This window comes from Psychrobacter urativorans (genome assembly GCF_904846675.1).
GTDB classification, from domain to species: domain Bacteria; phylum Pseudomonadota; class Gammaproteobacteria; order Pseudomonadales; family Moraxellaceae; genus Psychrobacter; species Psychrobacter urativorans_B.
The window spans coordinates 19,533-46,330 of sequence record NZ_CAJHBT010000023.1 but is presented as its reverse complement, the minus strand read 5'-3'; the positions used below and the strand labels follow the sequence as shown (position 1 = coordinate 46,330).

Annotated in this window: 18 protein-coding genes and 2 tRNA genes; 10 read left to right on the top strand and 10 right to left on the bottom strand. The window is 43.6% G+C overall.

Annotation, left to right across the window (positions count from 1 at the left end):
• Window positions 1-158: 158 nt before the first annotated feature.
• A complete protein-coding gene (locus tag JMY06_RS10160) occupies window positions 159-482 on the bottom strand; it encodes a transposase (protein WP_201618163.1) in 324 nt (107 codons plus the stop codon).
• 870 nt (window positions 483-1,352) lie between these two features.
• Between JMY06_RS10160 and JMY06_RS10155 the strand changes: the two genes are divergently transcribed.
• From JMY06_RS10155 to fdhD, 9 genes are all read left to right on the top strand, one after another.
• Window positions 1,353-2,021 (top strand): 2Fe-2S iron-sulfur cluster-binding protein, encoded by a 669-nt coding sequence (locus JMY06_RS10155; protein ID WP_201618162.1) that lies wholly within the window; start codon window positions 1,353-1,355, stop codon window positions 2,019-2,021.
• On the top strand, window positions 2,018-3,010 hold the full coding sequence (locus JMY06_RS10150) for an FAD binding domain-containing protein (protein WP_201618161.1): 993 nt from the start codon (window positions 2,018-2,020) through the stop codon (window positions 3,008-3,010). The genes JMY06_RS10155 and JMY06_RS10150 overlap by 4 nt, the downstream gene beginning before the upstream one ends.
• Before the next feature lie 2 nt (window positions 3,011-3,012).
• Window positions 3,013-5,508, top strand: coding sequence for a xanthine dehydrogenase family protein molybdopterin-binding subunit (locus JMY06_RS10145; RefSeq protein ID WP_201618160.1), 2,496 nt, complete (start codon window positions 3,013-3,015; stop codon window positions 5,506-5,508).
• A gap of 102 nt (window positions 5,509-5,610) precedes the next feature.
• Window positions 5,611-6,996, top strand: coding sequence for an XdhC family protein (locus JMY06_RS10140; RefSeq protein ID WP_201618159.1), 1,386 nt, complete (start codon window positions 5,611-5,613; stop codon window positions 6,994-6,996).
• Window positions 6,983-7,684 carry a nucleotidyltransferase family protein gene (locus JMY06_RS10135; protein ID WP_227672285.1) on the top strand — a complete coding sequence of 234 codons (702 nt, stop codon included), beginning with the start codon at window positions 6,983-6,985 and terminating at the stop codon, window positions 7,682-7,684. Before JMY06_RS10140 ends, JMY06_RS10135 begins: the two co-directional genes overlap by 14 nt.
• 356 nt (window positions 7,685-8,040) lie before the next feature.
• The gene (gene modA, locus JMY06_RS10130; RefSeq protein WP_201618157.1) at window positions 8,041-8,946 is read left to right on the top strand and encodes a molybdate ABC transporter substrate-binding protein; all 906 of its coding nucleotides are present in this window, start codon (window positions 8,041-8,043) and stop codon (window positions 8,944-8,946) included.
• Window positions 8,947-8,992: 46 nt separating this feature from the next.
• The gene (gene modB / locus JMY06_RS10125; RefSeq protein WP_201618156.1) at window positions 8,993-9,694 is read left to right on the top strand and encodes a molybdate ABC transporter permease subunit; all 702 of its coding nucleotides are present in this window, start codon (window positions 8,993-8,995) and stop codon (window positions 9,692-9,694) included.
• Window positions 9,695-9,837: 143 nt separating this feature from the next.
• The gene (locus tag JMY06_RS10120; RefSeq protein ID WP_201618155.1) at window positions 9,838-12,165 is read left to right on the top strand and encodes an FdhF/YdeP family oxidoreductase; all 2,328 of its coding nucleotides are present in this window, start codon (window positions 9,838-9,840) and stop codon (window positions 12,163-12,165) included.
• 230 nt (window positions 12,166-12,395) lie between these two features.
• Window positions 12,396-13,403, top strand: a complete 1,008-nt coding sequence (gene fdhD, locus JMY06_RS10115) for a formate dehydrogenase accessory sulfurtransferase FdhD (RefSeq protein ID WP_201618154.1) — start codon at window positions 12,396-12,398, stop codon at window positions 13,401-13,403.
• A 246-nt stretch (window positions 13,404-13,649) separates the two neighbouring features.
• Here the strand turns inward: fdhD and JMY06_RS10110 are convergent.
• A tRNA-Gly gene (locus JMY06_RS10110) sits at window positions 13,650-13,724 on the bottom strand.
• A 268-nt stretch (window positions 13,725-13,992) separates the two neighbouring features.
• Between JMY06_RS10110 and JMY06_RS10105 the strand changes: the two genes are divergently transcribed.
• Window positions 13,993-15,654 (top strand): alpha-keto acid decarboxylase family protein, encoded by a 1,662-nt coding sequence (locus JMY06_RS10105; RefSeq protein ID WP_201618153.1) that lies wholly within the window; start codon window positions 13,993-13,995, stop codon window positions 15,652-15,654.
• A gap of 132 nt (window positions 15,655-15,786) precedes the next feature.
• Here JMY06_RS10105 and JMY06_RS10100 read toward each other — a convergent pair whose 3' ends face one another.
• The 8 genes from JMY06_RS10100 to JMY06_RS10065 all read right to left on the bottom strand — a co-directional run bounded on the left by JMY06_RS10100 (window position 15,787) and on the right by JMY06_RS10065 (window position 26,611).
• Window positions 15,787-16,599: a DUF5020 domain-containing protein gene (locus tag JMY06_RS10100; protein ID WP_227672284.1), complete on the bottom strand. Its 813-nt coding sequence runs from the start codon at window positions 16,597-16,599 to the stop codon at window positions 15,787-15,789.
• A gap of 634 nt (window positions 16,600-17,233) precedes the next feature.
• A tRNA-Ile gene (locus tag JMY06_RS10095) sits at window positions 17,234-17,310 on the bottom strand.
• Window positions 17,311-17,383: 73 nt separating this feature from the next.
• Window positions 17,384-18,139, bottom strand: coding sequence for a pteridine reductase (locus JMY06_RS10090; RefSeq protein ID WP_227672286.1), 756 nt, complete (start codon window positions 18,137-18,139; stop codon window positions 17,384-17,386).
• A 66-nt stretch (window positions 18,140-18,205) separates the two neighbouring features.
• Complete coding sequence (locus JMY06_RS10085) at window positions 18,206-19,411, bottom strand: tRNA nucleotidyltransferase (RefSeq protein ID WP_201618152.1); 1,206 nt, start codon at window positions 19,409-19,411, stop codon at window positions 18,206-18,208.
• Between the two features lie 164 nt (window positions 19,412-19,575).
• Window positions 19,576-21,915 carry an NADP-dependent malic enzyme gene (locus tag JMY06_RS10080; protein WP_201618167.1) on the bottom strand — a complete coding sequence of 780 codons (2,340 nt, stop codon included), beginning with the start codon at window positions 21,913-21,915 and terminating at the stop codon, window positions 19,576-19,578.
• Between the two features lie 352 nt (window positions 21,916-22,267).
• Window positions 22,268-23,749, bottom strand: a complete 1,482-nt coding sequence (locus JMY06_RS10075; protein ID WP_201618151.1) for a protein adenylyltransferase SelO — start codon at window positions 23,747-23,749, stop codon at window positions 22,268-22,270.
• A 223-nt stretch (window positions 23,750-23,972) separates the two neighbouring features.
• Window positions 23,973-25,169 carry an acyl-CoA desaturase gene (locus tag JMY06_RS10070; RefSeq protein WP_201618166.1) on the bottom strand — a complete coding sequence of 399 codons (1,197 nt, stop codon included), beginning with the start codon at window positions 25,167-25,169 and terminating at the stop codon, window positions 23,973-23,975.
• A 551-nt stretch (window positions 25,170-25,720) separates the two neighbouring features.
• A complete protein-coding gene (locus JMY06_RS10065) occupies window positions 25,721-26,611 on the bottom strand; it encodes a glycerophosphodiester phosphodiesterase (protein WP_201618150.1) in 891 nt (296 codons plus the stop codon).
• Window positions 26,612-26,798: the final 187 nt, after the last annotated feature.

Here is a 26,798-nt window from a genome sequence, read left to right as displayed (position 1 = left end):
AGTTATGAAGCTGCTGTGATTCTAGCCTGTGTCTTTATTTGGCTGCCGCTGATTTGAATTCTATACAGACCCTAGTCGCTAATAATTAATTCACTAATCCTTAGTCCTTAACGTTAATAAAAAACAATAAAATCTAGGTTCGCGCCTAGGGTGTGTCATCAATTAAGCCAAACGATACAAGAGATTAGGTGAATGGCGCTCAGGAAATGACTGGCTAACTTATCATAGCGAGTGGCAATCGTACGGTACTGCTTAATCTTGGCAAAGAAGTTCTCAATCAGGTGTTGTGCTTGATAGAGCTGTTTATCAAATTCTCTTGGCTGTAACCGATTACGCTTAGACGGTATAACCGCATTACCTTGTACCGCTTCAATAGGTTCAATGACGCGGGCATCCGCATCGTAAGCTCTATCCGCTAGCCATGTTTGGCTAATGCTGACATCTAAAAGAGCATCCGTACGGGTATGACTCTTAGTCGTCATTCCGCCTTTACTGCGTCCAATCGCTTGATCCCTTTTTTTCCAGCACTGTGCTGATGCGCCTTGACAATGGTTGCATCTAGCATAGACTCCTCAGGGAGCAGGTTAAAGACCTGCTCCCATATGCCTTTTTTTGACCAACGGCTGAAGCGAGTATGAACCACTCTAATCATAGTGTCTGATCTCAGGTTTCTAAAAATGGAATAAGTATAACTTATTCTACAAGAGGCGTGCTAATTGATGACACGCCCTAGCAGTTATTCAATATGATAAATAGATGAGTAAGTTTTGTTTAGCTTAAAAATACTTATAGAGGAGAGTGCCGCTCATTTTTAATGGGCTTGGTCATACTTGGATAACTTTCAGCAACTTTTACTCTATTTCTAGCTTTGTTTCTTATCGCAGGCTTCTCGTTATAGTTTGGAGTAAACCCATTTCACTTCGCACCACTTTTATCAATATACCTTTTTGTGCAAGGCCAGAAGTTCTATTTTTTGGCTTTTGTTCCTACAGTTTTTGATGGTTTATGAAAATGTCCAGAAAGCATCGGTTTGACGTACACCATTTGAATTCATGAAGGTCTTATTTATCAAATTAGCTATACAGTTTTTTCAGTACGCAACATCATTTCCTACAAAGCTATTTATATTCAGTATATATAACGTCGTTTAGTTGTTTCAAATGTATAGTAGTTACGCAGAACCAACCCGAATAGGGATAATTATATGTCTATAATATAAACTGTATGGTTAATTGGAATGTACGAATGGTTGTTTATTTGATGAGTCATGAGAAATTAATCAATATTAAGTTCATAAACCAATAGCAAGAGCCACCCAAAATTCTATTATCACCTGCCAGCGAGAAGCCAGCATGCTTACTTTGACGTTAACGATTAACCAGCAAGATTATGAGTTTGATAACCTTGACCCACGGACGACACTGCTTGATGTTTGTCGTCAACACCTGCAAATCACCGGACCAAAAAAGGGCTGTGATCACGGTCAGTGCGGCGCTTGTACTATGCTTGTCAATGGACGGCGGATTAATTCTTGCTTGGCATTAGCAGTCATGCACGATGGCGATGAAATCACTACCATCGAAGGCATAGGTATGCCGGACTCACTATCGGACTTGCAACAAGCCTTTAGAGATCACGATGCCTTCCAGTGCGGTTATTGCACTCCTGGACAGATTTGTTCAGCGACGGCATTGATGACTGAGATTAAAGAACAATGGCCAAGCTACGTGACTGCCGATTTACAGCAACCTGATGGATTATTAGTACAAGAGATTGCTGAGCGCATGAGTGGTAATATCTGTCGTTGTTCGGCGTATCCTAATATCATTAGAGCTATTCAGCAAGTTCTTTCAGAGCAACTATCAGACCAATCTTCGACTACAGCAAGTCCAGCTTCTGGTTTGACAGACAGCAAGACAATAACCAGCTCATCCATAACTGGAATCTGGTCACCGCCGCCTAGCGAAACCCAGCTCGGTAAGCAATCGACAAGCAGTAAAACCATAGGGAGCCGCTCATGAAACGCTTCGAATATATTCGTGCCCTTGAACCGCAACAAGCGGTGATGTTTGCCACACCAAAGGATGCGTCATTTATCGCAGGTGGCACCAATCTATTAGACTTAATGAAGTTTGAGATTGAGATGCCTCTTAAGCTGGTTGATATTAATCGTCTAGAATTAGAACAAATCGAGGCCACTGCTGATGGCGGGCTACGTATCGGTACGCTAGTGACCAATAGTGATTTGGCGGCACACCCTACAATTACTGCAAGTTATCCGGTGCTGACACGGGCAATCTTAGCAGGCGCCTCAGGGCAGCTGCGTAACAAGGCGACAACAGGCGGTAATTTATTACAGCGCACCCGTTGCTATTATTTTTATCAACCGGATAGCCCGTGTAACAAGCGCGAGCCAGGTTCTGGTTGTCCTGCTATCGATGGGCAGAATCGTCAGTTGGCTATTTTGGGTACTAGTGATGCTTGTATTGCCCAGCATCCCTCTGATATGGCAGTTGCTATGAGCTTGTTGGATGTCACTATTGAGACCCTCAAAGCAGATGGCTCAACCCGTCAGATTGCTATTAAAGACTTTTATTGCTTGCCAAAAGATACCCCACATATTGAGACGGTTCTAGAGACTGGCGAGCTTATTACCCATGTCGTTTTACCTGCACCCATTAAGGGCGTACATACTTACGATAAAGTGCGTGATCGCGCCTCTTATGCCTTTTCCTTAGTATCTTGCGCCGCAGTGATAAACAAAGATGATAGCGGGAAGATGAAAACGGTGCGTCTAGCATTTGGTGGCATCGGTACCGAGCCTTGGCGTAATGAAGCGGTCGAGGCAGTATTGACCGGTACTGACGGTAACACTAACGTTATTACGCAAGCGGCAGACCTATTATTAAAAGATGCCAAAGGTAGCGGTCAAAACGACTTTAAAATACCATTGACACGGCGCTTGCTAAAGCAGGTCATTCAGCGCGCATTAACGACTCAGGGAGCATAATCATGGCACTATTTCAGTCAGGAGTTCAATCAGAACCTACCAAAAAGATGACCATGGATGAGCCCGTTGAGTCCCTTTTTGACAAAACGCCTAGTAAATTGGTGGGTCAACCCATCACTCGTGTGGACGGCTCACTAAAAGTTAGTGGTCAAGCACCTTATTCGGCTGAGTTTCATCTTGAAGGTCAAGTCTACGGAGTCTTGGTCAGCGCGACTATAGCTAAAGGCAAGATTAAGCACATCGATAGTAGTGCGGTGGAGCAGATTCCAGGCGTGATTAAAGTCGTTACTGACCCTAAGCATTTTGTGCGTAACTCGCAACAAGGCGGCGCTACCAAATCACCTACCCAAGGTGTGGCTGAGATTTTTTATCATGGTCAACCAATTGCAGCCGTTATTGCTGAGACCTTCGAGGCAGCAACTGAAGGTGCCAAAGCCCTTAAAGTCACTTATAAAGATGAAACAGAAGATGCGGTATTAGATTTTGAGGCAGCACTGTCTGATGCCCATCCAATCGATCCGGCAGAAGGCGCAGATAAGAATCAAACCCAAGGAGACCCTGAGCAAGGATTAAAAAATTCTGCGGTAACTATTGATCATGTCTACCACACGCCCAGTCAAAGTAACTCTCCTATGGAACCGCATACGACGCTAGCGCATTGGGAAGGTGATAAGTTAATCATGTATACCTCCAACCAAAAGCTAGCATCTTCTAAACAACAAATTGCGGATGCCTTAGGTTTGGATGAAGATAAGGTACAATTGATTGCTCGTTATGTCGGTGGCGGCTTCGGCAGTAAACTTGGTATTGCGCCTGAATCAATTGCTGCGGCAATTTCTGCAAAAGAGCTGGGCCGTCCGGTCTTAATTGTTATGACCCGTTCGCAAGTAATGGAGGCGACAACAAGACGCTCGAACACCCGTCAGCGTATCGCTATCGGCTGTGACAAAGACGGCATTATTAATACCTTTATTCATGATAGTATCTCTAGCAATTTGCCGGGCGAGAGCTTCTTTGAGCCTGTTGCTTTGTCCACGCATTTTTTATACCGCGGTAAGAACCGTCAGGTTCAGTACCAGATGGTCGATACCAACCAAGTCTTATCTGGTTCCATGCGCGCGCCAGGCGAGGGCGTGGGACAAATTGCAGTCGAATGTGCGATGGATGAATTAGCTATCAAGCTCAACATGGACCCGCTCGAGCTCCGCCGTCGTAATGAGCCGGAGCAAGACCCAAGCCAAGACATTCCTTTTTCAACCCGCAGTCTAATCGCCTGTATGAAGCAAGGCGCTGAGCAATTCGGTTGGGATGAGCGTGTAGCCGAACCTGCCAGCCGTTTGGAAGGCGACTGGTGGATGGGTATCGGTATGGCAGCGGCCGCTCGTGGTAACTCATTAGGAACTTCTGAGGCGCGGGTAATCCTACAAGCCGATAGCTCAAAAGAGCTGGGTATCAAAGCGGTTGTCGAGACGGACATGACCGATATCGGTACGGGTTCTTACACTGTATTTACCCAAGTAACTGCTGACTTATTAGGGCTGCCTATCGACCACATTGAGATGAAGCTCGGTGACACCAGTCTACCTCCAGCCTCAGGTTCTGGCGGTAGTAAAGGTGCGTCTAGTTCAGGTAGTAGTATCTATCTTGCTTGCCAGCAACTGCGTGAGATGCTCGCGGATAAAGTTGGTTTATACCCGGATACTATCCAGCTGCGTGCAGGTCAGATTGAAAAAGTAGGCGAGCACGATGCTGCATCAACAGAAGCTATAATGGAAGCTGGCAAAGATATTGCCACCGACGTTGTAGATAAAGCCACTGACGTTGTAGATAAGTTAGCAGAAAAAATAGGCTTGTCTGCGCCTGAGCGAGAAGATTCTGAGAAAGAAGGCTCTAGGCAAAATGGTTCTCAGCAAGAAAGCTCTGAACGAAAATATTACGACTTTAGTAATTTTCAAAGCTATTCATTAGCGGATATTATCGGTGAATACGATGAGCAAAAGCTGAGTGCCAAAGGCGAAATCAAACCCGGAAAAAATGCCAAAAACCATCGCCAAGCCTCGTTTGGTGCTCAGTTCGCTGAAGTTGGTGTGCACCGAGTCACCGGTGAGATTCGAGTCAAGCGTATGACTGGTGCATTTGCCGGTGGGCGTATTCTCAATCACAAAACGGCCACTTCACAGTGTTACGGCGGTATGGTGTTTGGGATTGGTTCAGCCTTAATGGAAGAAATTATCCATGACAAGCATGATGGTCGCCTGTGCAACCATGATCTCTCTGAATACCATGTTCCTGTTAATGCGGATGTACCGCAAATAGAAGTCATTTTGGTGGAAGAAGATGACCGCTATACCAACCCTATGCACACCAAAGGGATTGGTGAAACCTCTATTTCAGGAGCCGCCGCTGCCATAGCCAATGCTATTTATAACGCGGTCGGCATTCGAGTTCGTGAGTTGCCCATTACTTTGGACAAGCTCCTCGACCAACTACCAGATTAATTTTCCTTATTAGAAGTTATTTTCATATTAAAAAAACCCGCTACTCAAACGGGTTTTTTTAAGCTTATCTTTTGAGACTGTTTTTAAGATTTAAGGAACGTTATGAATCAAGTTGCCGACATTCTTAAGCTTGCAGCGCAGGCTGAGCAACAAAATATCGATGCCGTACTGGCAACTGTGATACGTACCGAAGGCTCGGCTTATCGCCATGCCGGTGCTATGATGCTCATCTGCGCAGATGGACGTTCGGTGGGGATGATTAGCGGCGGCTGCTTAGAACCGCATATCATCAAACGCGCGTTTTGGTTAACTCGTCATGGCGCTAATGTGCAAGCTTATCAGACAGGTGATGACATTGAATACAATGAAAGTGGCGATGCGGGGTTTGCTATTAAAGATGATGATAGTTACGACGATGATTTCTTGGATGAGGAGTTGGATAGTGAGTTGAATTTTGGTTTAGGATGTAATGGACGGGTACACGTGTTGTTCGAGCGTTTAGTGACAGCAATGTCCCTATTAGATTTAATCCGTCAGACTCGTAAGACCCAACAACCGGTAACGATTGCCACCCTCATTAAGTTCGATAGTCCTCATTCTCAAAACTCTCAACACAAAGGTTCTGAACCTCAAATCGGCACGCGTATTGATTTAGATGCTTATCTCAATACGGGGCAACTGATCGCTGTTGATTCAAGCCAAAACTTTTTCGATGCTTTTAATACTTTTACCCATGCCATTAAAAGATTATCAGGACATAAGTTTAATAAAAAAAATGCTGACTACGTTATTGTAGAAGGTGATTTAGACAAGGGTCCAATAGATGACAGTCAGCAGAATTTAACACGAGAGTCAGTACCAAAGGCAGGTCAAAAAGAGTGGTTAGTTCAGCGGATTTGCCCACAAATACGACTGCTAATTTGCGGTGCGGGCAATGACGTTATGCCGCTGGTGACGATGGCAAAGCTGCAAGACTGGCATGTCACAGTAATAGACAGTCGTCCGCAATATGCAACGCGCATACGCTTCAGTCAGGCGGATGTAGTGAAGTGCCTGCCATTGGACGATACCGAAACTTTAATTAAACTGAGCTCTAATGCTATCGTTGCCGTGATGTCGCACAGTCTTACCCAAGACCGTGCCCGCCTAGCCGTACTATTAGAACATCCACCTGCTTATCTTGGACAATTGGGCCCCCGCTATCGTACTGAGCGCCTCATTAAAGAGCTTAGCGCGACAATGGTTAATCCTGCGCTCTTAGATGAGGGTATTGCAAAACTGCATTATCCCATCGGCTATAAATTGGGCGGAGACGGGCCGGAAGCCTTGGCACTTGGTATCATAGCGCAAATGAGTGCAGTGATTCACGGTCAAACATCGCCAACAAGGCTTCCAGACAGCAAATGTAATCCGCAAGCATCGGTTCAACAAATACCAGCTCAACCATTAACCGAATATGATTATGCGGATAGTTATGCCCATGATTAACGACCATGCGGTTATTATCCTAGCAAGTGGGCTTAGTCAGCGTCTTGGCCAATCCAAACAATTGTTAAGTAAAAATGGCGAACCCCTGATCTGCTATATGACTAAACTTGCATTAGTCACTCAGCCTAATGCCGTTATCGTTGTCATTCCGCAAGGCCAAGCAGTGATTGCTAACGCAACTGCCAAGTTAGTTAGTCAGAATTCAATGATTGATATAGTGGTTAATTCAATGCCTGAAACAGGCATGGCGCGCAGTCTGTATCTGGGCATTGAAGCATTAACCAAAGTCAACCTTGATAACGCATGTATCAATCGGGTGTTAATTATGGGCGTTGACCAAGTTTTATTGGACAGTCCTCATCTAACAGACTTGCTGGCAGGCAAGCACACTGTGGTTGCTAGCAGTTATCAGCATTTAAAAGAGAACCATTTAAATGAGCAGCGCTTAGATGAGACTATTTCTACCGGTGAATCCGAAGAAAATATCGTCGGCCTACCCATAATGGTTAGTTATGAGCTTCTCAGACAGTGGCAGTCAGCGCTGATAGGGGATAAAGGGTTGCGTCATTTAATTAGAGCATTACCGTCCAACCAAATAAGTACCGTCACCAATCATCAACTAAGCTATGATATTGACACACCTAATCAACTTGCCCACGCGAAACAACAAAACTGGCTTGATAATTAATATAAAAAGCAGGTTAAATTAAAGTAGGTTAAAGGCTACTGAATAGACAACAGTCATTGCCTTATCATATTCTTACTCAAGATATCAGTTTTTTAGATATAAAGAATAGGCTCGATAAATCTCAACCTTATTCTATAGCGTTATCTGAAACTGCTGTAATCGATAGTCATGTTCGAAAGAAAGGTGAAAAATTTTTTTTCAGCGAGGGGTATTGTCACAAGACGAATGTGGCACTCATCATGGTTATTAGTTGTGATAGCCAAATAATAAACGATATATGTTGAGTTATCTTATAAACATAAGTAATGTATACTTCAACATTGTTTTTTACTGTTGAAAACTAGAGAGTGTGAGGTATGGACGTTAGTCAATTAAATGGTCGTCATAATCAAGTTGTGAGGCCGTCTTATTTAAGGGCATCAAAATCAATATTAACGCTAGGTGTTTCTGCTGGTTTAGTACTAGCGCTGACGGCTTGTAGTAAAGAAAACACCAGTGATGAGACGCAGGCAGTTACTAATGATGCATCCCAACCGACAACACCAGTAGAAACCATACGTATTGCTGCCGCTGCTAACTTATCCGATGTATTACCGGAAATTATCGATGGCTATAAAGCAGATAATAACTTACCTGACCAAGAAATAGAGGTCACTTATGCTTCTTCTGGTAAATTATATGCGCAAATAACAGCAGGCGCCCCTTATGATATATTCTTATCCGCCAACCAAACATTTCCGGCTCAGTTAGCAGACGAGATGTTTAAAGATGAAAAGAACCATTTACCGTTTACTTATACTCAAGGCCAGTTGTCTCTATATAGCGCGACCAAACCTATGAGTGGACTTAACCAAACGACATTGACTGATTTATTTAAGACCAATAGCAAAACCAAAGTTACTATTGCTAGTCCTGAGCTTGCGCCTTATGGCAAGTCCGCAAAAGCGTATCTACAATCGCAAGATGTCTATGATTCACTAAATGAGCAAAAACGCTTGATACAGGCCGAAAATATTGGCCAAGCCTTTCAATATGCTCATACCGGCAGCGTCGATTATGGTTTTGTTGCGCAATCACAAGTCATTGCGATTAAGGCCACATCTGAACAATTTTATATTTTACCACCAGATTCTTATCCAGCTATCTTACAAGACGGTATGGTCATTACGGATGTCGCAACAGCGACAGAATTTACCGATTATCTGCGCTCTCCTGCGGGACAAGCGTACTTTTCTAAAGCGGGTTATTTAGCCGTTCAATAATTGAAAGTCGTGCAGACTATAACGACCATAAACTGACATTAATATAATGATAAATCAATCCCTCGTATCGGGCATGCTCAGTCCAGTCTGGGTAAGCATTAAGCTTGCCGGTGTGACGACCTTGTGTTTGTTATTGTTTGCAACGCCTTTGGCCTACTGGTTGGCTAAGCCAAGCCATGGAAATATTGTCGGGCGTTTTAAGGTATTGTTAATGGGGGTCATTGCCATGCCATTGGTATTACCGCCAACAGTGATTGGTTTTTATTTATTGCTACTCATGAGTCCGAATTTTGGCATTGGGAAATGGCTTGCTGAGCATAATATAAGCCCATTTATATTTACTTTTGAAGGGTTGGTTATTGGCTCGATCATCTATTCACTACCTTTTTATGTGCAACCTGTCTATGCACAATTCTTGCGAATTCCAAAAAGTGTAATGGAGGTTGCCCATCTATTAGAGCCAAGCCGTTTAAGGCGTTTCATGAGAGTGGCGCTACCACAAGCACGCGTTGGTATCGTTCTTGGCAGTTTGGTTAGCTTTGCGCATACCATCGGAGAGTTTGGCGTGGTATTAATGATAGGTGGCAGCATCTCAGGTGAAACTAAAGTCGTGTCCATTGCTATATATGAGCAAGTAGAGGCGCTTAATTATGAGGCCGCCCATACGATGTCTATCATTCTCGTTGTTATGGGTATGATAATGGTCGCTTTGATCGCCAGCGTTAATAAGTTAAATCATCATTCATAAAGCTGTAGCATCTCTCTTGTTAATTTTTTGTTGTTTGCATGTTTATTAGTGCGGAAGTAGTGATATTATAAAATTGCTGCTATTTATTCTGCAGACATCATTTACTATTATTTATTTATCGTCATTTACTTATAAGGTCTGTCATGCGCAAAATTCCTGTTTATACCCCCCCTGCAGGCGGTTGGTCTTCGCTGATTGCTTCTGCTCGTAAGCTAATGGATTATAAAGCTTTTTTACGCGGTAGTTTGAGTGTATTGAGTAGCAATCAACCAATAGGCGGTTTTGATTGTCCGGGTTGTGCGTGGCCCGATCATAAGAGCCATAAAACAATTGATGTCTGTGAGACTGGTATTAAGGTAATTGCTAGCGAAACTATGTCGACGCGTGCGGATGCTAAGTTTTTTGCTAGGCACACGGTTAAAGAATTGCAAGGTTGGTCTGGCTATGAGCTTGAGCATAGCGGCCGATTATCAGAACCATTATATTATGATGCGGCGCAAGACCGCTATGTGGCTATATCTTGGCAGGACGCTTATGCCCGTATCGCTGAGCAATTAAAGAATCTCGACTCGCCTGATGAAGCATTATTCTATACCTCGGGACGTGTCGCTAACGAACCGGCCTTTATGTACCAGTTGCTTGTGCGCTGCTTTGGTACCAACAACTTACCAGATTGCTCTAATATGTGTCACGAGCCCACCTCGGTGATGCTAGGCAAGCAGTTGGGCGTAGGCAAAGCGACCGTCGTATTAGAGGACTTTGAGCAGGCCAAACTCATATTGATGTTCGGACAAAACCCTGCAACCAATCACCCACGAATGCTTGAGATGCTAGCCCATGCGCACAAGCAAGGTTGCGAAATTCTCTCTATTAACCCCATGCGCGAACAAGGGCTAAAGGCGTTTAGAAACCCGCAAAAACTGACGCAAATGGTGGCAGGAATGAGTGACGACATGGTGGATAACGTTATTCAAATCCAAATCGGTGGTGATGCCGCGCTCTTGACCGGTATGGCAAAATGGCTTATCGAAAATGATAAAATTAATACCGACTTTATTGAAACGCATACCTCAGGTTTTGAGGCGCTGAAGCATTGGCTGAGAGAGCAGTCGTGGGCCGATATCGTACTGGGTTGCGGTATCTCGCAACAAGAAATAGTTAATATTGCCGGCCTCGTTGCCGACAGTCCAGCGACGATCTGTACTTGGGGTATGGGCATTACCCAGCACGTTCAAGGCGATGACAATGTCGCTATGATTACCAATTTACTGTTATTAATGGGGATGATAGGCATCGAAGGTGGCGGTGCGTCACCGATTCGTGGTCACTCCAACGTGCAAGGTGATCGGACGATGGGTATTCATGAGCGTCCGTCTCAAAGTCTGCTTGATAGCATGCAGAAGGTCTTTAACCATCCAATGCCGCAAGAGAATGGCCTTGATGTCATCTCAGGGGCAAAAGCTTTAATTCAAGGCAAAATTAAAGTTTTTGTGAGTATGGGTGGTAACTATGCGGTTGCGGCACCTGATTCAAATGCCATTCAGCAAGCGTTAACAAAAAATCAGCTCAATGTTTTTATTGCAACTAAACTTAATGAGACCATGCTTTATCCGGGCGTGGACAATCTAATTTTACCTTGCGTGAGTCGTACGGAACGCCTCATCACTACTAAAGGTGAACAGTTTGCGACGATTGAGGATTCCATGTGTAATATTGTAACCACCCAAGGTCGCGTTAAGCCTATTAGTAAAACTCTAAAATCTGAAGCGCAGATTGTGACAGGTATTGCTACGCAGTTGTTTGGGACTGAGTCGTCAATTCCTTGGCAAGCTATGGGTGAGGATTTCGATGTGACTCGTGATTATATCGCTCAGGCCATTGCAGGTTTTGAGGACTTCAACCAGCGTATCCGTGCGGCTGATCGCGGCTTCCACTTGTATCATCCTGCGCGTCATCGTGAATGGGATACCGAAAGCGGCAAGGCCCAGTTTGAAGTACCAAAATATCCGATTACTTATGTCGCTACCCAAATGGCAGACAGAACATCGACGTTCGACGACGACAATGCCAAGAACTCTCAGCCTGACGAACAAGCAGTTTGGCAATTAACCAGTGTCCGTAGCCATGATCAATTTAATACGATGATCTTTGGCTTCCAAGATCGCTACCGGCAAACGGATCGCCGTGATGTTTTATTTATGCATCCGGATGAGATGAGCCGATTGGGTTGGCAAAAGGGCGATACAGTTAGGGTTTTACGTCAAGACAGTAAAGGCCAGCAACGAACCTTAGGGCCGTTGATACTTACTGAGATGGACATTGCTGCAAATGCCGTCGCTACCTACTATCCTGAGTGTAATGACTTAATCGATTTAGACACGCACGCTCCAGATTCCAGAATTCCGTCGTATAAATCATTGACCGTAATTCTAGAACGGGTTAGCGCTGATGATCTTGTTGCCTCTGCTTAGAACTCTATAATTAAAGTTGAGCAAGTAATAATAGTAAAATTAAAGCCAATCAAGATAATGACGAAGTTAATATCATTAACTTCGTCGCTACTCTCACTATTAAAGAAATAACTGTGACATAGATAACTATGACAGACACACATAATGGGAACGCATAATAGACATGCATAAAAGGACAACCCTCATGATCATGTCAAAAAGCTGCCCCAAACATTTTGTAGTAAACGCTTATGATAGCTGAACACGATAGTCTTCAACGCCGGCATCAATACGGTGATCAAGCTTCAACAGACAACGTACCTGAAACAATAGAGCTAGCTGAGACACCGCTGGCACGCAGTCATGCGACACAAAAACATGCTTATCCTTCTGATAAGCATGGCCAAAATAGTATTGGTAGCCTTGATGAGGTTCATATTGATCATAAATCTGCAAGCTTGGCTGTGGAGGCAGCGATTTCTATCGTTATTAATGGCATTCACTATGCGGTATTGATGGCTAGCCCCAACCAGCTTGATTACTTAGCGATTGGGTTCTTGTTCAGTGAAGGCCTAATTCAGCATAGCCATGAGTTACTCGATTGGGAGGTAACCCAACTTACAGATAAATCCAGCTTCAAAAATTTTACTGAGGAATCAATCGATGAGGCTAATGTCTCGATGGCCTTTGACCAGCTCCTAGATTACGATGTTTATGTGGTGGAATTGGTACTAAACCAACGCTGTCATCAGCGTATTCAAGCACAAAAACGTCAGCTTGCGGGGCGAACAGGATGCGGCATGTGCGGTATAACAGGACTGACCCAAGCGCTGCCAGATTTGAGTGCTTATCAACGAGATACGGAACAGCTCAGAGTAACAAAGCCAAGCCTCGATAGTTTGTTGAAAATGCGGGTAGAAGTCGACGCCGCCCAGCATACGCATCAACTAACAGGCGCTGTCCATGCTGCGGCAACGATGCATGAACAGCATTTGCATCTGTTTGAGGATGTGGGACGCCATAATGCCCTTGACAAGCTTATTGGCTGGAAATTGCGCCACAAGGTAGATGTCGAGTGCGTTACCATGACCTCGCGATTGTCGATTGAGCTGGTGCAAAAGTCTATTCGGATTCGTTTGCCTTGGTTAGTAGGTATGTCCGCACCCACCAGTACGGCAGTGCGTGTCGCTCAGCACTACGGTCTAGGGCTGGCTGGATTTTTACGTGATAATAGAGTGACTTATTATTCAGGTATTTAGTACTTTAATACTAGGACGCGTTATTAAATGTCGCTTATATTATTATAAAGTAGGCTCATAATTGCCCTTAGCCTCAAACAAAATGACTGTAGGATATTCTACTGATTTGCGAATAAGCAGTATTGAACCATCAATATCAGTCGGCCTCTATCCGTGAGTTAGATTCAAGCCTTCTTAAGAAATCGCTGTAACCCTTGCAATTAGGACAAAAAAAGCCTCACTGTGAAGTGAGGCTTTTTAAGTATTTGGAGCGGGAAAAGAGATTCGAACTCTCGACCCCAACCTTGGCAAGGTTATGCTCTACCACTGAGCTATTCCCGCATAGTTATCAACTAACTGTTTTCTAGTTGATAATGGCGTATTATACGCAGTTTTTATAAGATGTCAACCCTTATCACGAAAAATATTAAAAATTAGCAAAGTAGGCATGTCATCCTGCCATCGATATATGATATAACTTATCTTTATATTATGTATTCTAAAAGCTTTAAGTCTAATAAATGAGCTGAAATACACTTTATAAATGTTTCCAACCACCCATATAACCAACCATGACTATTTATAATAATAAGTCTTAAGGATAAGCAAGATGAGTAAGCAATATACTATCGCCGACTATTTATTTGATCGCATCGCTGAAGCAGGTGCAACCGATATATTCGGCGTTCCTGGTGATTTTAACTTAACATTCTTAGATAATATTATCGAATCGGATAAGCTACGTTGGGTGGGTAATACTAATGAGCTAAATGCTGGCTACGCAGCCGATGGCTATGCCCGTGAGCGTGGGTTTGCGGCATTGGTGACGACCTTCGGGGTAGGGGAGCTATCGGCAATCAACGCTACTGCCGGCTCGTTCGCTGAATATGCGCCCGTACTGCATGTGGTGGGTGCACCTACTATGGCACAGCAACATGCCAAGCGCCGAATTCATCATTCGCTTGGTGATGGTGTATTTAATCATTTTATCAAAATGGTAGAGCCGGTGACGGTAGCACGCGCGCAGATCACCTCCGAAAACGCCGCTTCTGAGATAGATCGGGTGATTCGTACGGTACTCAAAAAGCATCGCCCAGGCTATTTAATGCTATCACAAGATGTGGCACGTCAGCCTATTTATCCGCCTACGACCAAGCTTAATGACAGTACAGAGGATATTACTAGCCAAGCGGCATTGACAGACTTTAGACAGGCTTTACTAGATTTTTTACCAAATAAAACCACGACTTTGATGGCAGATTTGATGGTACATCGTTTGGGACTGCAAAATCAGTTAAAAGCTTTAATTGCTGATACTGAGATTCCTTATACGACCTTATCTTGGGGCAAGACTTTGCTGGATGAGCAAAGTGAACGCTGGGCGGGGACTTATGCAGGTGTTGCATCGAGGCCTGTAGTCAAAGATGCGGTGGAGAATTGCGAGTGTTTGATTAAGATCGGTGTCCAGTATACCGACACCACTACTGCAGGTTTTAGTCAAGATATTGATGAGAAGGTGGTGGTTGATTTGCATTATGAACGTGCGACAATCAGCGGTCAGAACTTTGCACCAATCGCGCTCAAAGATGCATTGCAGACGCTGCATGAAGTGCTGACATCTGGTATTGAGATTACCCCTAAGCCTTTATCTGGTCAAGTACATCCGCATAAGCAGCATGGCGCTGATGATAAGGCTATTCGCCAAGATGACCTTTGGCATATTATTGCTGACCATCTAAACCATAATAATCTAGTATTTGCTGACCAAGGAACCGCTTATTTTGGCATCAGTGATGTGCGTCTACCAGAGGGAGTCACTTGCTACGGTCAGCCAATGTGGGGCTCGATCGGTTATACCTTGCCGGCAAGCCTAGGCGCGGCGATTGCCTCAGACCATAAGCGCAGTGTGTTACTGATTGGTGATGGCTCAGCCTTACTGACTATTCAAGAAATCGCCGTAATGCTCCAAGAACGTATCAATCCAGTAATTATCCTTATCAATAACGAAGGCTATACCGTTGAGCGCGCTATTCATGGCGAAAATCAGCCTTATAACGATATTCCGCTATGTGATTGGCAATTAATGGCCCAAGCCTTTGGCGGTAATGATGAAAATAGCTTATCATTAAAGGCAGAAACTGCTGGTCAATTGAAGTCTGCACTCAAGAAAGCCGCAGCGACTACGGATAAACTGGTACTTTTAGAGGTCATGACGGACAAGCATGACGTACCGCCCTTGTTGGCTGACATCAGTGCGGCGCTCAAGCCTTAAGCATATGATTGAGTATGTCCTACAGATAACGTAATCAAAACATAAAAACCCCTATTTAGCATAGTTACTAAATAGGGGTTTTTATGATATTAAGTATTTTAAGTCATTGATTTTAAGTCATTAATCTATGATTTAAAAATGGTACTTCGCCAGTGCCATAACAGCATTTTCGTCCACACCATCGACACCAAATTTATTTCTCCAGTAGCTGTACTCTACACCCGCTTCTAAGCGGTTATCGATACCGAGTGCTTCCTGCAAGTTGTATTTAATTTGCGGGTTAAAATGAATATTATTTTTAAGTTCATCACTGTTGAAGCCAAAATCCACATAACCATCAATCAAAAAGTTATCACGTTCCCAAGCAGCGGTTAACGTCACTTTTTCGTCATCCGGCTTTTGATCGTTAAAGGAGTGATACAAGGTAGCGGACGCATATTTCATGCCAGGGATTGGTAAATCTAAATCGACACCCACACCAGCCCAGTAGTTATCTTGCCCAAAGCCAGTACTGTTCGAGCTGAACTCGTAGACACCCGCTAGGTTCACTTGTTTAATGAAGCTGTCATTAAAGGTAGCTATTTTGAATTTAGGAGAAAATTTACCAAAGGTTTCTTTATATCTTTTAGTATCAATAACTTCTCCGTCATTATTTTTAACGTCGTACTTTCCACCTTGGTGACGATCAACGAAGAAGAATACTCCGCCCCAAGTATGGGTAGACGCGTGCTCTAAAGTCATGGTTGAAAGAGTATCTACGTCGTCAGGTAGCAGTTTAAAATCACCACCGTGCAGTAAGGTAATACTAGTATCTTTAAACAGAGTTTTGGCATTAGCGCTGGTCATACCGCCTAGAGCGACGATAGCAATAGCAGCGGTGGTTAATGGTTTGATAGAAGATAGTTTGGTAGACAATGATAAGCTAGTAGGTAAATCTAAACGCACAGTATTACTCCCTTATGTACAGTCGTTATTTCCTCGTGGACGTGGGTAGGTTGTGTATACCAAAACTGGTCTTAACATCCTGTCAAAACGCACCAGTACCACTTGAGAAAAGATAAATATTACTAAAAATAGGTATGGAATAGAGGTATCAGTATTTTAGCCAAAACGAGCATTATGAGTGAAGCAGAGATCCCATAATGGTAAAAACGTAAATTACAATAAACAACTTAGTGCAATGCTTTAGAACGTTTATTTATAATTTCAAACAGTTAATCATATTATGTTACATCTGACAACTCTAATCTATGCAATAAAAAACCTTTTCTCAGCGCTTTATAGCTACAAAATTAAGTAAGGCTATGATTTCATTAAGATAACTGACTAAATGGTCAGGATTAAATATTTTTTTAAAAGGTAAAATAAAAGGGCGATATACTGAAATATTTAAATAGCTGCTGCTGAAAGGGATTAAAACAGAGAAAATGGAAAATGCTAGCGATATTTATAGTTATTTATTTTATTTCTCTAATTGCATAAGATATGTAGGATTGTCTAGTTGATTTTTGGTAACTGACCATAAACAATAGACAATAAAAAAACCCTTTTAGGCTAGATGCTTAAAAGGGTTTAAATATGGTGGGCCCAGTAGGACTTGAACCTACGACCAAAGGATTATGAGTCCTCTGCTCTAACCAACTGAGCTATGGGCCCTAACGTCAGACGCTCAATGATACCTGATTTTTTGAGATTTTCAAGTAAAAATGTCGAGTAGGGCGTAAATTATTTAGTCGGTGCTACCTGCCAAGGTCAAACTGCGCCCGCCATCCACTTTAATAATCTCACCGGTGACGTAACTTGCCTGCGCTAAGTACAGCACACTGTGCGCAATATCGTCAGGCGTACCGATGCGCTGCATGGGAATAGAGGCAATGATACTTTGCTGCTGAGTTGCATTCAGCGCTTGGTCACTATTAGTGTCAGGCAAGATATTCACTCCGGGGGCGATACCATTAACGCGAACGTAGGGCGCCATATCTAGCGCCAGAGACTGTACCATCATTCGATGGGCTGCCTTGGCCATATTATAGACCACGTAGTTCCCAAATGGCTTATCATGAGCATGAATATCAAGTAAGCTAATAATGCAACCGTGCTGCGCTTGCAAGTAAGGCAAGAAAGCTTGGCTAAGTAGCAATGGTGCTTTAGCATTGGTCAAAAATAACTCATCCCATTGATCGTAATCAATGCTACCAATGGGAGTCGGATAAAACCGTGAGGCATTATGTACCAACACGTCAAGCTGCCCGAATATCTTGATAATAATTTGGGTGAATCGACTTAAAGTAGTATTACTATTAATAATGGACAAATCGGCAACGACGACTGCGGCGCTATTTGCACGGTTAGTATTGAGCGATTCTGCTAACCTATCCGCCTCTGTCTGACTATGATGGCAATGAATGATGACTCGATAGCCTTGACAATGGGCAGCACGAATAATAGCAGCGCCAATACGCTTGGCGCTACCGGTGACGAGCATGACCGGCGCTAGCGTGTTAATCGATTCGGGATGGTTAGCGTGTCTGTGATTAGAGTAGCTCATAAGTTAAGACTGATTGGCTTGGGTTTGTAGATGCTCAATACGAGCTTGGCGTAGCGCTGCGCCGATAGCAGGACCCTTCAGCTCTGGTGCAATAGCTTCCATATTGACGGCGTAGAAGCTGTTGAGCGCTAACATCATTTGCCGATGCTGGCGTGCCAATTGTAATACGTGGCTGGTGACCAATAATTGCGAGAGTTTATCAGGTTCCTTATGAGCGCTGCAGGCTTGAATGAGATCGATTTTCTGCGCAGCCGTTAATTGCTCTATAGCCACCAAATTTGCGGCTTGTTGAACGAATAAGGAGGCAAATTGTGTTAAAGCTTTCGGCACTTTAGCTGCGTTGCCAAGTGTGCTGGCTGCTTGTGCAGCTATAGCAGTATCGACAAGATCTTCGTCGCGATAGGTATTATTAAAAAGTGTAGGATTAAGATCAAGTAAAAAACTCGCCATCAATAATGCCCAACGTTGATGGATAGCAAGCTGCATTTGTCCGGCGAACCGTAAACTGCTTAATATCATATCTTGCACTGTTCGATGTTGCCAAGTACTACTTAGGTACGGATATAATGCCGCTAATGCACCAATAGAAAACAGTTGCTCCCAGTACACTTGCGGGCAGGTCTGCATCATTGCTCGGCTGGACTCTTGCCAAACACGCTCGGCACTTAGATGGGTAAGCTCACCGCTCGCAACCAATTGTCGCATTAACACCAAGGTCTCATCAGCAATACTAAAGCCTAAATCATAATAACGCCCATAAAAGCGTGCCACTCTTAGCACTCGTAGCGGGTCTTCGCTAAAAGCGCTTGAAACATGACGCAAGGTTTTACTCTTAATATCGTCTAAGCCACCGTAGTAATCAATCACCTCACCCGTTATAGGGGTGTCATCGGCTAAATCAGTCACCTCGATCGCCATCGCATTGACCGTTAAATCGCGGCGTTGTAAGTCTTCTTGTAAGGTGACATCGGGGCTGGCATGGACGCTAAAGCCTTGATAACCATGACCAAGCTTACGCTCGGTACGTGCTAAAGCATATTCTTGTTGATTAGTAGGATGCAAAAATACTGGAAAATCGGCGCCCACTTGATGGAAGCCAGCTGCCAGCATATCAGCAACCGTCGTGCCTACCACTACGAAGTCCTTGTCTTTAATAGGACGCCCTAATAACTCATCACGCACCGCACCGCCAACGAGATAGACCTGCATCGCAACCTCTTTTATTTAATTTTATTAAAAATTTTTTTAAAATGTGAAGACATCAAATCCTACGCAAAAAAACCAGCCAGCACCCTTATTATAGCGGCACTGGCTGGTTTTAGTATAACAGACTGCTACCATCAACTAATAATGATGGTAGAACAACAACTTGCTTACATTTCTACATTGGCAGCTGCCGCCTCATTCTCTAAATCCTGCGCTTCAGTCACGGCAAGAGCAGTCATATTGACCACACGGCGTGCCGTTGCTGATGGCGTTAAGATATGAACGGGCTTGTTCGCTCCCAATAAGATAGGGCCAATAGACGCACTATCCGTTGCCGTTTTGAGCAGGTTAAAGGCAATGTTTGCGGCATCTAGCGTGGGCAAGATGAGTAAGTTCGCTGAACCTTTTAGAGTGCTTGAAGGCAGATCATTGGCACGAATATGCACATCAAGTGCGGCATCACCTTGCATTTCACCATCAAAATCGAAGTCGACATTCATATCGGTGAGCAGCTGGTGAACCTTGCGCATTTTCACCGCGCTGGCACGGTCTGATGTACCGAAGTTTGAATGTGAGACCAAAGCAACCCGTGGCGTGATGCTAAAGCGGCGCAGTTGTTCAGCGGCTAATACCGTCATTTCAGCCAATTGTTCAGCGGTAGGGTCTTCATGAATATAAGTATCCGCAATAAAGATATTGCGATCCTGCATTAAGACAGCATTCATCGCATAAAAATCGCTGACACCCTTTTTCTTACCGATGACATTTTGAACATATTTGAGATGCAGGTGGTAATGACTAAATGTACCACAAATCATACCATCCGCATCGCCATTCTCGACCAGTAATGAGCCGATTAATGAAGTTTTACGGCGGGTATCACGGCGCGCAAGCTCAATACTAACACCATTGCGCTTATTTTTCTCGTAGTAGCCTTTCCAATAATCTTTGTAGCGTGGATCATCATCAATGTTGATGATCGTGATATTTACACCATCTTGTAGACGTAAGCTAAGCTTTTCGATATTTGCTTTTATAACTGACGGACGACCAACCAAGATAGGTTGCGCTAGACCTTCATCAACCACCACCTGAACGGCAAGTAGAATATTATTGTCTTCGCCTTCACAGTAAACAATGCGCTTAGGATCTAATTTAGCGCGTGCAAAGATAGGTTTCATTACAAAGGCTGAGTTATAAACGAACTCAGACAGGCGCTGACGATAGGCTTTAAGATCATCAATAGGCAATGTCGCAACGCCAGTATCCATTGCAGCTTGTGCTACTGCTGAGGCAATCTCAATGATAAGATTTGGCTCTAGCGGTCCTGGAATCAGGTAATCACGACCAAAGCTTGGCGTGCTTTCAACATTTTTAACGTTGCTCATTGGCGTCGCTTCAACATGCGCCATCGCCGCGATTGCACGTACGCAAGCAATCTTCATCTCTTCGTTAACCGTCGTGGCACCCACATCTAACGCACCGCGGAATATATAAGGGAAGCATAACGCATTGTTAACTTGGTTTGGATAGTCTGAGCGACCAGTTGCCATGATGACGTCTGGACGTACGGCATGTGCCAATTCTGGCATAATTTCAGGCGTTGGGTTGGCAAGCGCGAAGATGATAGGGTCTTTTGCCATACGGCGAACCATATCAGCAGTCAACGTTCCGGGCATAGACAAGCCTAAGAACATATCAACGTCATCTATAAGCTCATCAATAGTGGTGGCTGTAGTATCACGCGCATACAGTTGCTTTGATTCATCTAGATTTTCACGGCTGGTAGTAATAATACCGCGTGAGTCAGAAACATAGATATGGTTTTTATTGACACCAAGCGCGCAGATAAGGTTTAAGCACGAAATAGCGGCAGCGCCTGCGCCTGAACAAATAACCTTCAGGTCTTCGATTTTTTTACCAGTCAACAATAAGGCGTTGAGCATAGCGGCGGCAACAATGATTGAGGTGCCGTGTTGGTCATCATGAAAGACTGGGATGTTCATACGTTTGCGCAATTCGCGCTCGATTTTGAAACATTCTGGTGCTTTGATGTCCTCTAAGTTAATACCACCGAACGTAGGTTCAAGAGCGGCAACCGCTTCGATGAACTTATCAGGATCGTTTTGGGCAATTTCTAGATCGAATACATCGATACCCGCGAACTTTTTGAATAGAACCCCTTTACCTTCCATGACTGGCTTTGAGGCCAATGGACCGATGTTACCTAAGCCCAATACCGCCGTACCGTTGGTGATAACACCGACTAAGTTACTGCGTGCCGTATATTTAGCGGCTAAGGTTGGATCTTTTTGGATTTCAAGACACGGTACAGCCACACCTGGTGAATAAGCCAATGCCAAGTCACGTTGGTTAGCCAACTGCTTGATAGGCGTGACCGAAATTTTACCCGGTCGCGGGTGTGAATGGTAATGTAGAGCGGCTCGTTCGAATTGTTCTTTGTCCGTATTATGATCATCCGTATTCAAATTGGTATCGTCAGTCATAGTCATAGTCATCGCCATTGTTAGAATAAATTGGAATAAAACAAACTGTGATAAAGATAAGTTAACGCTTTAACTTATACCGATAATGGTTAAATATTTAATACAAGTAATAAAAGCTGGCGCAAAATTGAGCTGTCGGTAAACACCATAGTCATCATCGGAAAAGAACGCAAGTTAACAAGCAAGCTATTCTAGCATTATTGGCAATTCACTGCCTAGTCAACAAGCGGGAAATATGCAAATATATAGTAAATTGATAATCGCTATTTAGTCTGTTGATGTTGAAAGCTATAATTTTTAATAGAAATGCCAATTCAACGACGTTAAAGCATTAAAAATATAACATCCTTAATTAAGACGAACAACTAATCGGCAGTTGCGGCGCGTTTGGCGTTGGCGGGCGACTATCAAGCGCAGTTGCAATTGTCTGCACTTCATAAGGGCTGGCAAGCAGCTCAAAAAGTCGCGCTACTTCTTCAAATTGTCCTTGTTCAGCGGCATCAATAGCATGTTGAGCCATACTGTTACGCAGCACATAAACCAGATTATTGGTGCGTAAACTCTCAATCGTTTGTTCGTTTGAGAGATGGGTTTGCTGCTGAATGCACGCTAAATAGCGCGTTGACCACTCTTGCCAAACCTCTTGTGCCTCTGAACTCAGCTCGGAAGTCATGGTTTCAAGCAGCTGCTGCTCATAAGGATGTTCGTTTGCAGCAACCAGTCCCAATAATGCTCGAAAACTATTGGTATAGTCGAGTAAGTTATCTTCTAATAAGGTTAAAAATTCAAAAGCTAAGGTTAAGCTTGCAGACTGATGCGGTAGTCCTAATTTGCGGCAGAGGCCTTGCTGATAGTGTTGCATAAAGGTGGGCTCATATACCGCTAAGCAATCCGCCAAACTATCACGCGTGACCCCAGATTGGGTTAAGCGCATAAAGTGTGGTAGCCAAGTATTGAGATTCCAATGGCCAATAGCTGGCTGGTTTTGGTACGCATAGCGTCCAGTATGGTCAGAGTGGTTGTTAATCCATGCTGGATTAAAGCGCTCCATAAAACCAAAAGGCCCAAAGTCTAAGGTGCTACCAGTAATAGATAAGTTATCGGTATTCATCACTCCATGCGCAAAGCCAATCAACTGCCAATCGGCAATCATCCGCGCCGTACGCTCAACGACCAACTGCAAAAATGCCAATACCGGCGTCTCGCTTTCACGGCATTCTGGATAATAAGTATCAATCATATAATCGGTAAACTCACCAAGTAAATCAGGCGCAAAACTGGCAATCCATTCCACATGACCGAGACGAATATGGCTGTCTGCTACGCGCATCATTGCCGCGCCAGCTTCCATCCGCTCACGGCGCACTGGCGTGTCAGACACCACAAAGCCTAGGGCGTTGGAGGAGGAGATGCCGAGTTGCGTTAACGCATGACCGCATAAATATTCGCGAATAGTACTGCGTAGTACTGCTCGTCCATCTCCCATCCGTGAGTAAGGCGTCAGACCACTGCCTTTAAGGTGTAAATCTTGTAATTGATCATTATTATCGATTACTTGCGCCATTAATAAGCCGCGCCCATCACCTAATTGTCCCGCCCATTGTCCGAACTGATGACCAGCATAGGCCATGGATAAAGGTGCAAACTCGGCAGGCACGTAATGACCGCCGATAATATCGACCCAGCGCGCCATCAGGTCGCTATCATCTGCCCAGCCGAGTTGCTGTGCGAGTTGATTGTTGAAGTGTCCGGCGCGTGGATTGTCCAGCGGAGTAGGTGCTTGACGATGATAAAGACGCGTGTCTAATTTGACATAGGTATTGTGGTAGCGCATATAAGCTCTTCCTATTCTATTAAGTCGACTATATTAATAAATGCTGTCGATAGCATTAATAAAACCACTATAACATAGCTTAAAAACAACATAGCCCAAAAACAGCTTGGTTAAAGTAAGGCAGTTAAAAAAGGGATAAAAAAATCCCTCTATCTGCTACAGATAGAGGGAAGGAGAGACGTGAATAATAAATGTGCTGAATCAATTTTTAATAGCTTTCGTTTTAAGCGGCTTTATTGTTATAACCGATTGAGCGAAATGCTATTTTTAAATTGTCATTATGCTCATGGATCTTTTGTTCAATCTTGGCATATTCACTCTTAAGATTGTCATCGACCTCATGCAAACGATCAGCAAATTCAGTCTTTTTCAACTCAATTGTTTTGGCTTTTAGGGCTTGCCATTCTTCAACGGTTTGCGTGAAGGCATCCAATTCAAACTTAATACGATCTTGGAAGTTTTGCATGATATGCGGAATATCCAAGCCAGCTTCTTTTACCGTATCAATCTGCTGCTGTGCTTGTTTAAACTGCATTTGCACTTCAGCATGTTTGATAGTGGTATTATCAATGGTACGCAGTTCACTGGTTAGACCTACTTTTGATAGACCAGCAATCAGCCATTTAGTTGGATCATACTGCCACCATTTTACACCATTACGATAGTCGTATTGGAAGAAATGATGATAGTTATGATAACCCTCACCCCAAGTAAATATCGCTAAGATAAAGTTATCACGGGCACTATTGGTATCGGTATAAGGGCGCGTGCCTGTTATATGGCATAACGAGTTAATAAAGAAGGTAAAGTGATGGGTTAAGACCAAACGTACTAACCCAGCTAGTACTAAAGTGCCCCAAACGTCACCAACCAACCAACCAACGGCCGCTACTAAACCGACGTTCGCCGCTAATACCCACAGACCATAATACTTATGCTGAATCTGTAGTACTCTATCTTTAGTCAAGTCCGGAATGTTTTTATAGTCGAACTTACCGCTCGGATAGTTACGTAGCATCCAACCGATATGACTGAAGAAAAAGCCACGCTGTGCTGAATACGGATCATCTAAACGGTGATCAACATGGCGGTGATGGCTACGGTGACCAGACACCCAGTCAAATGCTGAACCTTGTACCGCTAGGGTTGAGCCTAGTAGTAAAAAGTTTTTGACTAAGGGATGGGCTTTATAAGCACGATGCGACAACAGACGATGATAGCCTGCCGTGATGCTAATGCCTGTCCACACCATAAAGGTACCAAACACGCCCCAAACGGGTGCGCTGACATGATGAGTCGCTAGGTACCAAGGAGCAATAACTGCAGCAGCAATTGGCGTCGCTACTAGAAGAGTGGCCGGAATCCAGTTAATCGGCGCTTTTTTAAACTCAAGTTCACGTATATCGATAGTCTCGTTCATCGAGACATCGCTCTTATTGTCAGAATTGATGACAGACGCACTGTTGGCATTCTCGCTCTTTGCTACGCCGTTCGCCTTACTATCATCAAACCACGTTTTAAAACGTAGCGCTTGAGTTCCAGCGGTCTGAATGAGAGTGTCACCAGACTTGATAGCGAAACGTAGGCTTTTGAGCGGTAAACCTATTGCTTTCTTTGCAATCATATAATATCCCTAACGGTATTAATTCAAGTCTCTATATTACCTTAAAAAGACAGGAAAGTGAACGGTTATACACTAGAAAAATCTTACTAAATAACAATAACTTGTATGAGTTATAGAATGAATTCCTATCAATACCCTACTGGCTATCAGGAGTTAAACAAAAATGTAAGTCGCAGCGCGTTTATGTTAAAAGCGACCTTGAATATTTCATAAGAAATCACAGTCTATGCTGCAGCAAGATTGATGGCTATACCGCCTAAATTGAGCCAATAAAACTGATGGTAATTTAAATAGATAGCATTAAACGAATACAAACTATAAGGTTTAGATGGGATTAAAAGCGAATTTTACAACAGCTGAGTAGGAATGTCGGTAATAATAAAATCCACTTGCCATTGTACCAATCGTTTGACTTGCTCAATGTCATTTACGGTCCATGCGCTTACCGGCAGGCCATAACGATGACAATATTTAATAACCGATTGGTCAAGTAACGGATAATAGATACCGAGCTGGCCACAACCGAGCTGTAATGCCGTATTGGGCGCCGCCTTCAATAATTTAGGATCGCGAACCAATAAACCTCGTGGAACATGTGCTAACAACTTATGACTTTGGAGTTGAGCGAGGAGTTGCACGTCAAAGCTGGTGAGAACAATCGGTAGAGTAGACAGCGGGCTGTCGATTAAATAGCGCGCCAATGCTTCGATTAACTTGGTATAGTTAGTGCGGCTGTGGGTTTTTATCTCCAGCTCAATGTGGGTGAAATTGGTTAGGGTCTGCGCTGATTTCTTTATCGCACTGGTCGTAAATAAAGGGGAAGAATTAGGCAAACCAAGTAAATTATTTTGCGCGCGTTTTTGCAGTTCTGTTGCTGAGTTTAAATGAGATAGCTTTGGTGCAGGCGATTTTGAATCTGACGGATTTGATGCAGAGACAGGCAATGGTTGTGCCAATCTATCTAAAGTAATAATTTGATGTCCATTTTGCAAATGGCGCTGGATTTCAGCAAGACTCAGCTGATCCACTCTTGACTGTATGCCACATAAGCGCTGAAGCGTCTCATCATGAAAGACCACCAAATGACCGTCAGCGGTTAATTGTACGTCAAACTCAACGCCCACTAAGCCGTGTTGCTGCAAATCATGAGCATGCTGAAAGCCAAACAAGGTGTTCTCTAATGCTTCATTACGGGCACCGCGATGGCCTAAGAGTTGAGTGTTTTTAAGATTTATCATAGTTTTATTGTTATTGACAACTTTTAATTAAGGTAATACTTAGTAGTGGTTTTTGACTAGTAAATTTTAATAAGTAACGTATTAATGGTTAGGAGAGCAGTTAATATTAAGTGTAACGGTTGATTGTGTCGTTAAAAGCAGTGCTTACATTATAGTTTGTTATGTTTTTGCAACTAAAGGCAATATT

What these genes read in the sequence shown, in the direction of transcription:
- JMY06_RS10120 (WP_201618155.1), top strand. Translation starts at nt 9,838, where the DNA reads ATGCGCAAAATTCCTGTTTATACCCCCCCTGCAGGCGGTTGGTCTTCG.
- JMY06_RS10075 (WP_201618151.1), bottom strand. Translation starts at nt 23,749, where the DNA reads ATGCGCTACCACAATACCTATGTCAAATTAGACACGCGTCTTTATCAT.
- JMY06_RS10090 (WP_227672286.1), bottom strand. Translation starts at nt 18,139, where the DNA reads ATGCTCGTCACCGGTAGCGCCAAGCGTATTGGCGCTGCTATTATTCGT.
- JMY06_RS10080 (WP_201618167.1), bottom strand. Translation starts at nt 21,915, where the DNA reads ATGACTGACGATACCAATTTGAATACGGATGATCATAATACGGACAAA.
- JMY06_RS10070 (WP_201618166.1), bottom strand. Translation starts at nt 25,169, where the DNA reads ATGAACGAGACTATCGATATACGTGAACTTGAGTTTAAAAAAGCGCCG.
- JMY06_RS10140 (WP_201618159.1), top strand. Translation starts at nt 5,611, where the DNA reads ATGAATCAAGTTGCCGACATTCTTAAGCTTGCAGCGCAGGCTGAGCAA.
- JMY06_RS10160 (WP_201618163.1), bottom strand. Translation starts at nt 482, where the DNA reads ATGACGACTAAGAGTCATACCCGTACGGATGCTCTTTTAGATGTCAGC.
- fdhD (WP_201618154.1), top strand. Translation starts at nt 12,396, where the DNA reads ATGATAGCTGAACACGATAGTCTTCAACGCCGGCATCAATACGGTGAT.
- JMY06_RS10065 (WP_201618150.1), bottom strand. Translation starts at nt 26,611, where the DNA reads ATGATAAATCTTAAAAACACTCAACTCTTAGGCCATCGCGGTGCCCGT.
- JMY06_RS10105 (WP_201618153.1), top strand. Translation starts at nt 13,993, where the DNA reads ATGAGTAAGCAATATACTATCGCCGACTATTTATTTGATCGCATCGCT.
- modB (WP_201618156.1), top strand. Translation starts at nt 8,993, where the DNA reads ATGATAAATCAATCCCTCGTATCGGGCATGCTCAGTCCAGTCTGGGTA.
- JMY06_RS10145 (WP_201618160.1), top strand. Translation starts at nt 3,013, where the DNA reads ATGGCACTATTTCAGTCAGGAGTTCAATCAGAACCTACCAAAAAGATG.
- JMY06_RS10135 (WP_227672285.1), top strand. Translation starts at nt 6,983, where the DNA reads ATGCCCATGATTAACGACCATGCGGTTATTATCCTAGCAAGTGGGCTT.
- modA (WP_201618157.1), top strand. Translation starts at nt 8,041, where the DNA reads ATGGACGTTAGTCAATTAAATGGTCGTCATAATCAAGTTGTGAGGCCG.
- JMY06_RS10085 (WP_201618152.1), bottom strand. Translation starts at nt 19,411, where the DNA reads ATGCAGGTCTATCTCGTTGGCGGTGCGGTGCGTGATGAGTTATTAGGG.
- JMY06_RS10150 (WP_201618161.1), top strand. Translation starts at nt 2,018, where the DNA reads ATGAAACGCTTCGAATATATTCGTGCCCTTGAACCGCAACAAGCGGTG.
- JMY06_RS10155 (WP_201618162.1), top strand. Translation starts at nt 1,353, where the DNA reads ATGCTTACTTTGACGTTAACGATTAACCAGCAAGATTATGAGTTTGAT.